The sequence below is a fragment of the Streptomyces sp. NPDC029122 genome (assembly GCF_055569445.1).
This window is the reverse complement of record NZ_JBVHWK010000004.1, coordinates 21,696-31,377: the sequence shown is the minus strand read 5'-3', so window position 1 is coordinate 31,377 and position 9,682 is coordinate 21,696. Positions and strand designations below refer to the sequence as shown.

General features: G+C 74.4%; 9 protein-coding genes. 3 read left to right on the top strand and 6 right to left on the bottom strand.

Going from position 1 to position 9,682, the window contains the following annotated elements:
* Positions 1-135 precede the first annotated feature (135 nt).
* Positions 136-1,245: a carboxylate-amine ligase gene (locus ACZ4WZ_RS06720; protein WP_467886005.1), complete on the bottom strand. Its 1,110-nt coding sequence runs from the start codon at positions 1,243-1,245 to the stop codon at positions 136-138.
* Positions 1,246-1,497: 252 nt separating this feature from the next.
* On the opposite strand from ACZ4WZ_RS06720, the gene ACZ4WZ_RS06715 reads away from it, so the two are divergent.
* A complete protein-coding gene (locus ACZ4WZ_RS06715; RefSeq protein WP_467886002.1) occupies positions 1,498-2,757 on the top strand; it encodes an MFS transporter in 1,260 nt (419 codons plus the stop codon).
* Positions 2,758-2,811: 54 nt separating this feature from the next.
* Here ACZ4WZ_RS06715 and ACZ4WZ_RS06710 read toward each other — a convergent pair whose 3' ends face one another.
* From ACZ4WZ_RS06710 to ACZ4WZ_RS06700, 3 genes are all read right to left on the bottom strand, one after another.
* A complete protein-coding gene (locus ACZ4WZ_RS06710; protein ID WP_467885999.1) occupies positions 2,812-4,155 on the bottom strand; it encodes a carboxyl transferase domain-containing protein in 1,344 nt (447 codons plus the stop codon).
* A gap of 100 nt (positions 4,156-4,255) precedes the next feature.
* Positions 4,256-5,851 (bottom strand): sensor histidine kinase, encoded by a 1,596-nt coding sequence (locus ACZ4WZ_RS06705; protein WP_467885996.1) that lies wholly within the window; start codon positions 5,849-5,851, stop codon positions 4,256-4,258.
* Positions 5,848-6,885, bottom strand: coding sequence for a rod shape-determining protein (locus ACZ4WZ_RS06700; RefSeq protein ID WP_467885993.1), 1,038 nt, complete (start codon positions 6,883-6,885; stop codon positions 5,848-5,850). The genes ACZ4WZ_RS06705 and ACZ4WZ_RS06700 overlap by 4 nt, the downstream gene beginning before the upstream one ends.
* Positions 6,886-7,107: 222 nt before the next feature.
* On the opposite strand from ACZ4WZ_RS06700, the gene ACZ4WZ_RS06695 reads away from it, so the two are divergent.
* Positions 7,108-7,809, top strand: coding sequence for an esterase/lipase family protein (locus ACZ4WZ_RS06695; RefSeq protein WP_467885990.1), 702 nt, complete (start codon positions 7,108-7,110; stop codon positions 7,807-7,809).
* A gap of 13 nt (positions 7,810-7,822) precedes the next feature.
* Here the strand turns inward: ACZ4WZ_RS06695 and ACZ4WZ_RS06690 are convergent, their stop codons facing one another.
* Positions 7,823-8,401, bottom strand: coding sequence for a hypothetical protein (locus tag ACZ4WZ_RS06690; protein WP_467885987.1), 579 nt, complete (start codon positions 8,399-8,401; stop codon positions 7,823-7,825).
* A 78-nt stretch (positions 8,402-8,479) separates the two neighbouring features.
* Between ACZ4WZ_RS06690 and ACZ4WZ_RS06685 the strand changes: the two genes are divergently transcribed.
* Positions 8,480-9,172, top strand: a complete 693-nt coding sequence (locus tag ACZ4WZ_RS06685) for an SCO2400 family protein (protein ID WP_467885984.1) — start codon at positions 8,480-8,482, stop codon at positions 9,170-9,172.
* 54 nt (positions 9,173-9,226) lie between these two features.
* Here the strand turns inward: ACZ4WZ_RS06685 and ACZ4WZ_RS06680 are convergent, their stop codons facing one another.
* The gene (locus tag ACZ4WZ_RS06680; RefSeq protein ID WP_467885981.1) at positions 9,227-9,649 is read right to left on the bottom strand and encodes a MarR family winged helix-turn-helix transcriptional regulator; all 423 of its coding nucleotides are present in this window, start codon (positions 9,647-9,649) and stop codon (positions 9,227-9,229) included.
* Between the last annotated feature and the right edge of the window lie 33 nt (positions 9,650-9,682).

Genomic DNA, 9,682 nt, shown 5'->3' with positions numbered 1-9,682 from the left:
GAGGGAGCCCCCCCCACCCCAAGCCCTGTTCTGGATCTCCTCTCCCCCCCCCCCCGCCGTCTCTTTCTGGGGGGCCCACCCCCCCCCCCCCCCCCCCCACCCCCCCCCCCCCCCCGCGGCCGCAGGGAGAACCGGTCAGAAGTTCTCCGTCTCCTCCACCAGGTGGCGCAGCACGTCCGTGAGGTCCCCACGGCGGGCGAAGACCGTACGCTGCCGGGCGGCCCCCGATCCGTCGCGCAGCAGCCCGCCCAGGGTCTTCGCCGCGTGGTCCAGGTCACCCACGGCGGCCAGGTCCCCGGCCACCAGGTCGAGCAGCGCCTCCGCCAGAGCGGCCGCCGGGATCTCGGCGCCCGTGTACGGGTCCAGGCCGAAGCCCTCCAGACCGTCGTGCGCCGCCCGCCAGCGCGCGAGACGCAGTACGTCGTCCCGTACGGGCGGATCCGGCCGGCCCTCGGCGATCGCGCGCAGCGCCGAGGCCACCAGGGCGCGCCCCAGCTCCGCCTGGAGCACGGCCGTGTCGATGTCCGACGACATGTCGGGCGCCCGGATCTCGAGCGTGGGCCAGTTCCCGGACGGACGCAGGTCCCAGTAGACCATCTTGGTGTCCAGGGCCGCCCCGGAGCCGAGCAGGGTCTGCACGGAGTGCCGGAAGTGGGCCGTGGACGTGAAGTGCGGGGGCAGCCCCGCCGAGGGCCAGCCCGACCAGGCCATGGCCCGCCAGCTGGAGTGACCGGTGTCCCGGCCGCCCCAGAAGGGGGAATTGGCCGCCAGCGCGATCAGCGTGGGCAGCCATGGTCTGACCCGGTTGGACACGGCCACCGCCGTGTCCACGTCGAGGGTGCCGATGTGGATGTGGCGGCCGCAGCTCACCAGGGTGTCCGTCAGCGCGCCGAACCGCCGGTGCTGCTCCCGCTGGCGCGGCTCGTCGTCGGTCAGGTGCAGGGGCCCCTCCACCGCCATCACGGGCGAGGGCGCGGCCAGCAGCCGGCAGCCGTGTTCACGGGCCGCCGCGGAGAGGGAACGCCGCAGGACGGCGAGCTCCTCGCGGAGGGTCACCGCCGAATCCGCGACCGGAGTGGAGATCTCCACCTGGTACCGGGTCCCCTCGGCGTGCAGCTGCTGCGGGAGCCCGGCGGCGGTGGCGAGGACGAGCGGAGCGGCGGGGACCACCCGCAAGGTGGTGGCGTCGACGAGCAGGAACTCCTCCTCGACCCCGACCGTGAGAAGAGCGGGAACTCCGCTCACGGTGGCGCTCGTTGTGCTGGTGCCAGGTTCGATCACTACGCCTCCCTGGACATACGAGTCTTTTCATCATGAGCCGAACGGGAGGCGTGGAGGGTACGTCGATCCGGTCAAATCTCGGGTGATAGTGGCGGGTTAGCGGTAAGACCGGCCGCGCCCTGGGGCCCCGGGTCCGCGTGGTGAGGGCGTTGCCGGTGTGTGCACGCCCCCGCCGGGCTCCAGGGCGGCCCTAGACGGGCCTGGTTACCATCCCGTGTGACTGGTACCGCCTCCCCTCCCCGACCCGCGCGACGCATTTTCGCCGACCTGACCCCGCTGCGCACCTCCGCCCACTACCGGCGGCTGTGGGTGGGCGGCACCATCTCCTGGATGGGCCAGGCGATGACCGCCCTCGCGATCTCGCTCCAGGTCTACGAGATCACCGGCTCCAGCTTCTCCGTCGGCCTGGTCGGGCTCTTCTCGCTCGTCCCGCTCGTCGCCTTCGGCCTGTACGGCGGCGCCATCGCCGACACCGTGGACCGGCGCAAGCTCGGCCTCTACAGCCAGAGCGGGCTCACCGTCCTGTCCTTCGGCCTGGCCGCAGCCGCGCTGCTCGACTACCACCGGGTCTGGCTGCTCTACACCGTCGTCGCCCTCCAGGCCGTCTGCGGGGCGCTGAACGGACCCGCCCGCTCGGCCATGATCCCCAAGCTGCTGCCGCCCGAGCAGCTGCCCGCCGCCAACGCCCTGAACTCCGTCACCATGACCTCCGGGACGATGCTGGGGCCGGTGCTGGGCGGCGTGATCGTCGGCTGGTGGGGCTACCAGGCGGCCTACCTCATCGACGCGGTGACCTTCGCGGCCGCCCTGTACGCCATGTGGCGGCTGCCCTCGATGCTGCCGGAGGGCCGCACCAAGGGCGGGCGGGCCTCCGTCCTCGACGGCCTGCGCTTCCTCGGGACCCGCCCCAACATCCGGATGACCTTCTTCGCCGACATGGCCGCCATGGTGCTGGCGCATCCGAGGGCGCTGTTCCCGGCCGTCGCCGTGCTCTGGTACGGCGGCGACGCCAAGACGGTCGGCCTGCTGGTGGCCGCCCCCGCGGTGGGCGCGCTGCTGGGCGGGCTGTTCTCCGGCTGGCAGGGCCGGATCCGGCGCCACGGGCTGGCGATCCTGCTCTCCGTCGGGGCGTGGGGGCTGGCCATCGCCGTCTTCGGCCTGACGCGGAACCTCTGGCTGGGACTGGCCTTCCTGGCGGCGGCCGGCTGCGCCGACACCGTCTCGATGGTGTTCCGCAGCACCATGATGCAGGCCGCCACCCCGGACGAGATGCGGGGCCGCCTCCAGGGCGTGTTCATCGTGGTCGTCGCGGGCGGACCCCGGCTGGGGGACTTCCTCGCGGGAACCGTCGCCGACCTGACCTCGCCGACGGTGGCCGTCACGGGCGGGGGAGTGGCGTGCGTGCTGGTGCTGTGCGGGCTCGCCGCGCGGTGGCGCTCGTTCGCCCGCTACGACGCCCGCTCGCCCCAGGCGTAGCGGGCGCCTTGGTGCCGGAACCCGTCGGCGCGGGGCGCCGTTCGCCGGGCGGGCTCAGCTCGCGGGAGCGACGATCCCCCGGGCCACCCCCAGGGCGACCAGGTCCTGCGGCCGGATGCGCAGCTGGTCCGCCGTGGCGGGGGCCTCCTCCGCGGGGCGCTTCAGGATCGCCGCCGCCAGTTCCGGGGCGATCACCGAGAAGTAGCTGTCCGGGGTGACCCAGGTGTTCCCGGGCGCGGCCAGGGCGAGCGCCCCGCCCGAACCGCCCTCGCCGATCAGCAGGGTGGTCACCGGTACGGAGGCCTCCGCGAGCGCCGCGAAGACGTCGGCGATGGCCGGGCCGGCGCCGGCGTGTTCGGCGGCGGCGTCGTTGGCCGCCCCGGGGGTGTCCACCAGGGTGAGCACCGGGATCCCCAGCCGGTCCGCGAGGCGGATCACCCGGGCCGCCGTACGGTAGCCCGCCGGGCGGGTGGCGGTGCCGCACTGGGCCGCGTACGCGACGGCCCGCCCCCCGCGCAGCCCGAACCCGCACAGCATCCCGGGATCGGCGGACCCGGCCCGGTCACCGCGCAGCGGCAGGCGCACCTCGAAGTAGGCCCGCAGGTACGCCTCCGCCCGCGGGCGGTCCGGGTGCCGGGCCTGCCGGACGGCGTCCCAGCCGGTCTCCGGGGGCGTCGCGCGGGCCAGCGCCGCCGGGGGCTCGACCGCCCCGTCGGGGCGCGGCGCGGCCAGCACCCGCAGCCAGTCCGCGACGGCCCCGGGGAGCTCCGCGGCGGGCACGACGGCGTCGACGTGCCCGGCGTCGTACTGCCCCTCGGCGGTGTAGGCCGCCGGATCGGCGTCCGCCGGCCGCACCCGGGACCCGGCGAAGCCGACCTGCGCCCCGGGCAGCGCCAGCACCACGTCGGCCCCCGCGCCGAGGGTGGCCCACCCGCCGCCGGTGGTGGGGTCGCGCAGCACCGCGATCTGCGGCAGCCCGGCGGCCCGGGTGAGCACGCACTGCCGCGCCACCCGCTGGAGCTGGGTCAGCGCCAGCATCCCCTCCTGCATCCGGGATCCGCCGGTGGCGATCAGGGACACCAGCGGCAGGCGCTGCTCCCGGGCGTGCCGGTACGCGGCCTCGAGCCGGTCCCCGGTGTGCTGCCCGAGGGACCCGCCGAGGAAGCCGAACTCGAAGGAGATGACCGCCGCCGGGCGGCCGCCGATGAGGGCGGTGCCGACGACGACGGACTCCTGCTCGCCGGTCCGCGCGGTGGCACGGGCCCGGGAGGCGTCGTAGCCGGTCCAGCCGATGGGGCCGTCGTCGGGCGACTCCGCGCGGGGGACGGGGAGTTCGGCGAACGTGCCGGGATCGGTGAGGGCGGCGATGGCGGCACGGGCCGAGAGGCGGATCGTCACGCAGCCACCCTAGGCGGAGCCCGCTCGCGAGACCATGGACTGGGGGGCGGTGAGACCGCCCGAGGGACACCCCCGAGGGGACACCCCCCGCCCCCACCCCCTAAAGCCCCGCCTCCCACACCACCGTCGTGCCGCGCGTGCCCGCTTCCGTGCGGCCGTCGTCGGAGACCGTCAGGCGGACTCGGGACGGGGTCGCGTCGATCTCGACCTCGATCGACGTGACCTCGCTGCGCCGGTGTGCCGCCGCCAGGGCGCCGCGTAGCGTCGACAGCAGCGCCGACGTCACCGGGTCCGGGAGCAGTGCGTCCACCGGCCCCGCGAAGTGCACCGACGGCTGGAACCCCAGCAGTACGGCGGCTCCGCCCGTTTCGCGCAGCACCCGCCCGCGGAACGTCGTCGGGGCGTCGGTCGGGGGTTGCTGGAGGGCGAAGATGGCCGTGCGGACCTCCTGGATGGTGGAGTCCAGTTCGTCCACGGCGCGGCCCAGTTCCTCGCCGACTTCGTCGCCGCCCTCTTCGCTCGCCGCCGCGTTGGCCGACCGCCGTCGCGTGCTCTCCAGCATCATCTCCGTGGCGAACAGCCGCTGCACCACCAGGTCGTGCAGGTCGCGCGCGATCCGGTCGCGGTCCTCGTAGACGGCCAGCTGCTCCCGGTCGTGCTGCGCGTCCGCCAGGACCAGGGCCAGCGCGGCCTGCGAGGCGAACTGCGAGGCCAGCAGCCGGTCCACCGCGTCGTACGGCTGCCCGCCCCGGGCCCTGGGCAGGGCGAGGGTGCCGATCAGCTGCCCGCCGCTCTGCAGCGGCAGCATCATGCTCGGCCCGAAGCGCTCGCGTACGTGCGTGGTCATCCGGGGATCGGTCGCGGAGTCCTCTATGAAGACGGGCTCACCGCCGAGGAGTTGCTCCAGCACCGGGGAACCGGGCGCGATGGCGGTGCCGACCAGGTCGCCGGGGTCCCCGTGCGTCGAGGCGGCCACGATTTCCATGCCGCCCTCCGGCGTCGGCTGGAGCACCACACCGGCCGCCGCGTCCGCCAGCAGCCGGGCGCGTTCGGCCACGCACATCAGGGCGTCCGCCGCCGGGCGTCCCGCCAGCAGGGCGGTGGTGACGGCGGCCGCGCCCTCGATCCAGCGTTCGCGCCGGCGCGCGGTCTCGTACAGCCGGGCGTTGCCGATCGCTATGCCGGCCTGCGAGGCCAGGACGCGCATCAGCGCGAGGTCCTCGTCCGTGAAGGGGCCGCCGCCGCGCTTCTCGGTGAGGTAGAGGTTGCCGAAGACCTCGGTGTGCACCCGGATCGGCACGCCCAGGAAGCTGCGCATGGGCGGGTGTCCGGGCGGGAAGCCCGCCGAGCGGGGGTCCTTCGTCAGGTCGTCCAGCAGCAGGGGCCGGGGGTCGGTGATCAGCGTGCCGAGTACGCCGGTGCGGCCGTCGGGCAGCCGGGGGATCGCGGCGCGTTCGGCGTCGGTCATGCCGGAGGTGAACAGCCGGGTCAGCCGGACGCGCTCGGGGTCGACGACCCCGAGCGCTCCGTACCGCGCCCCGCACAGGTCGGTGGCGGAGTCCACGACGTGCTGGAGGGTGGTGTGCAGCTCCAGTTCGGAGCCGACGCTGAGGACCGCCTCCAGCAGCACCGGGAGGCTCGCAGGCACACCGGTCCCGCCGGTTCCGGCGGCGCCGGCGGGTCCGTCCAGGGTCATCCGGCCAGCGGGTTGAGGACCATGGGGGCGATTCTTCCTTCCAGCATCGCGCCGAGTCCCAGCACGGCGCACACGTCGGGCCGTTCGGCGATGGCCACGGGCATTCCGGTGGAGTCGCGCAGCATCTGGTCCAGGCCCGGCAGCAGGGCGCTGCCGCCCACCATCATGATCCCCCGGTCCGTCAGGTCCGCGACCAGGTCGGGCGGGCAGTCCCGCAGCACCTTGCCGATGCCGTCGAGGACGGCCGTCAGCGGGGTGTGGATGGCGTCCCGCACGGCTGCGGTGTCCACGTGGACGGAGCGGGCGAGTCCGGTGGCCACGTCCCGACCGTGGATCAGGGTGGAGGCCGGGCCCTCGGGGGTGATCCCGTTGCCGTGCAGGGCCAGCTGGAGGGGGCGTACGGCCTGGCTCGGCAGCATCAGTTCGTGGGCGTGGCGCAGGTGCTGGACCACCGCGTGGTCGATGGCCTCGCCGCCGACGGGGATCCGTTCGGCGGTGACGATCGAGCCGAGGGAGAGGACCGCGATCTGGGTGGCCGCCGCACCGCACACCATGATCATGGTCGCGGTCGGCTGTTCCACGGGCAGGCCGCAGCCGACGGCGGCCGCGATCAGGGTGTCGACGAGTTCGACGCGCCGGGCGCCGAGTCCGACCATGGTCTCCACGGCCGCCCGCTGGGCGAGCGGGTCGGCGTCGTGCGGGGTGCAGCAGGCGGCGCGCAGCCGGGGCTTGCGGCGCAGGGCGCGGCGCAGTTTCTCGCCGAGGAGGTGACGCAGCATCCGCTGGGCCATCTCGATGTCGACGACGGTGCCTCCGGAGACGGGGCGCACGACGCGGATGTAGTCGGGTGTGCGGCCGGTCATCCGCTCGGCGAAGGTGCCGACGGCGATGAGGGCGCCGGTGCGGGTGTTGACGGCGGCGACGCTGGGCTCGTCGACGACCAGTCCCGGTCCCTTGACGTACACGCGGGTCCTCGCGGCTCCCAGGTCGACGGCGACGTGGCAGCGGCGCAACTGCTCAAGACTGACGGTCACGGCAGATCCTCCCGAGAGCGCTGACGCAGGATGAGACCGACGGCTGCCGATCACATTCCATATCTTGTCGGATAAATGGGTCATACCGCCCGCTGGGTTGGTCCGGGTGGGGTGTGGCGTACGGGTGAGGGGTGCTGCACGGGGGTGGATTTCTGTACCGACAGGCAGCAGCATGCGCGCACCATCCGCGCTACCCGTGCGTAACAAGGTAAAGGGGACCCGATGCTGACGCCCCGCCAGAGACTCCTGGCGCTCCTGACCCTCTGCCCGGCCCTCCTGGCCCCCCTTCCGGCCCAGGCCGCCGCCGCGCGGGCGGCCGACGCCACCGCCGCCCGCAATCCGGTGGTCTTCGTGCACGGCTACAACGCCGACCCGGGGGTCTGGGGGTCCCTGCGCGAGGACCTCAGGGCCGACGGGTACGCCGACGCGGAGCTCTTCTCCTTCGGCTACGACACCCACCAGTCCGTCAACGAAGTGCTCTCCGGACGCCTCGCCGCCTACGTCGACCAGGTCCGCCGGCAGACCGGCGCCGCCCGCGTGGACCTCGTGGGGCACTCCTTCGGCTCGCTCGTCAGCCGCTGGTACGTCAAGTACGGCGGCGGCGAAGCGGCCGTGGACCACTGGGTCTCGCTGGCGGGCCCCAACCACGGCACGTCCACCGCCTGGGCCTGCGCCCTGTGGGACCAGGCCTGCCGTGACATGACCCCGGGCTCGTACGTGACGAAGAACCTCGCCGCCGGCGACGAGACCCCGGGCGCGGTCAGGTACGCCACCTTCTGGTCGGAGTGCGACGAGGTGGTCAACCCCGACAGCAGCGTCCCGCTCGCCGGAGCCCTCAACACGCCGGTCGGCTGCCTGGAGCACAACGACCTGCTCGGCGACGACACCACCTCGGCCGGAGTCCGCGCCTTCCTGCGGGGCTGACCGGAGGCGGCCCCTACCCCTCCTGCACCCGCTGGAGCAGCCCGTACGTGAACTCCGCCACCAGCGGCCGACCCGACGCGGTGAAGGCGAGCCGCCAGCGCGTCGGCGCCGTGCCCTCCATCGGCCGCGCCGGCGCGAAGGCCCGCGCCACCTCGTCCACCGTCGCCGACCAGGGCCGCAGGTCACCGGCCGTCTCCAGTACGGGTGCCCGCGCGCCCGGGGCCCGGACCAGCCACTCGTTCCACACCACCCCGCCCGCCGCGGCCAGCACCTCGAACCGCAGCTCCGGCCACAGCGGCACCGGCCACAGCAGGGCCTCGCACTCCAGGTCCCCGATGGAGCGCCGCTCCACGGACTCCGGCGGGCCGAGCACCGACCGGTAACGCGCCAGGGCCCCGCGGGACCTGGGGGAGCGGACCATCGCCTGCCAGCGCCGGTTGGCCTCCCGCTGCTCCGCGAGGGTGGCGCCGAGGCGCAGCCGGGCCTCCTCGGCCAGGCCGGGCTGGAAGTCCGCCATCCTGCGCAGCAGCACCAGCTGGAAGGCGGCCGGCCCGAAGGCTCCCGGACGCCCCGGAGTCGGGGTCGCTGTCATGGAAGTAACGATTCCACACAGGATCCTTACGTTCCCGGAATGCTTATGTTGCCGGGGACCGCATAGCCTGCGGTCGCCATGAACTACTTCTGCCCCGCCTGTCAGAGGCACCTCAACGGCGCGCTCGCCTGCGCCGGGTGCGGAACCCCGGCCGAGCACCTGGTGGTCGCCGCGCCGAGCGCGCCGTCCCCGGGCCCCGAGCCGCAGCCCGCGCTGGCCGAGGTGTTCGCCGATTCGCTCGTCGTGCTGTCGGGCCCCCACGAGGGCCGTGCGGGCACCCGCAAGCGCGCCGCCACCCGCCGCAGACGGGGCCGGGGCGTGCTCGCGCTCGGGCTGGGTCTGGTGCTGGCGACCGGGGGCTCGATCGCCGTGGCCCGGATCGTGGCCGATGACGAGGGCGTCGACCGGGCGGACAAGGTGGTGCTGACCGACGACGGGCCGAAGCAGCCGGACCCGCTGCCCAGCGGGGAGGGGCCCGCCGTGCCCCCGGTCCTGTCGAAGGGCTCCGGCGGGGCGGCGAAGGCGGCCCGGCCCAGCGGCAGCCCGAGCGGGTCGGCGCAGCCGTCGGGGAGCGCGAGCGCCTCCGCCTCGGCGGCGACGCCCTCGCCGAAAGGTTCCAGCAGCGGGGCATCCGTAAAACCGACACAGCCGGGACAGCCCGCGCCTGGCCCCACCGGCACGGCGCAGCCCACCCGGCCGAGCCCGACGAGCACGACGGGCAAGCCGAAGCCGAAGCCGACCGAGACCTGCGTGTTCTGGATCTTCTGCTGACCGGGCCTCACGGTCCGTACGGGATCTCCGGCGCGTACGGGATCCCCGGTCCGCTCAGCCCAGCATCCGCCTGAGCAGGTCCCGCAGCGCCGTGCGCTCCTCCGCCGAGAGCCCGGCCAGCGGCTCGCGCGCGAAGTCCAGCGACTCGCGCAGTCGCTCGGCGGTCGCGACGCCCTCCTCGGTGGGCGCGGCCAGCTTCACCCGGCGGTCGGCCGGGTCCGGGCGGCGTTCGACCAGGCCGCGGGTCTCCAGCCGGTCGATGATGCCGGTGACGTTCGAGGGCTCGCAGCGCAGTTTCTGCGCGATGTGCCGCATGGGCAGCGGCTCCATCGAGAGCAGGTTCAGCACCTTGGCCTGGGCGCCGGTGAGCTGGTGGCGGGCGGCCGCCTCCTCGTACTCCATGTGATAGCGGGCCACGACATCGCCGATGAGCTCGACGACCTCGACGGTCACTGGGTCTGCGCGACGACTGGGCATGGCTCCAGCGTACCGGTTTACTTGACAACCTGA

Bases quoted from the DNA above. Each gene is read 5' to 3' on its own strand.
- ACZ4WZ_RS06690 (WP_467885987.1), bottom strand. From the start codon at position 8,401: ATGACAGCGACCCCGACTCCGGGGCGTCCGGGAGCCTTCGGGCCGGCC.
- ACZ4WZ_RS06680 (WP_467885981.1), bottom strand. From the start codon at position 9,649: ATGCCCAGTCGTCGCGCAGACCCAGTGACCGTCGAGGTCGTCGAGCTC.
- ACZ4WZ_RS06705 (WP_467885996.1), bottom strand. From the start codon at position 5,851: ATGACCCTGGACGGACCCGCCGGCGCCGCCGGAACCGGCGGGACCGGT.
- ACZ4WZ_RS06685 (WP_467885984.1), top strand. From the start codon at position 8,480: ATGAACTACTTCTGCCCCGCCTGTCAGAGGCACCTCAACGGCGCGCTC.
- ACZ4WZ_RS06695 (WP_467885990.1), top strand. From the start codon at position 7,108: ATGCTGACGCCCCGCCAGAGACTCCTGGCGCTCCTGACCCTCTGCCCG.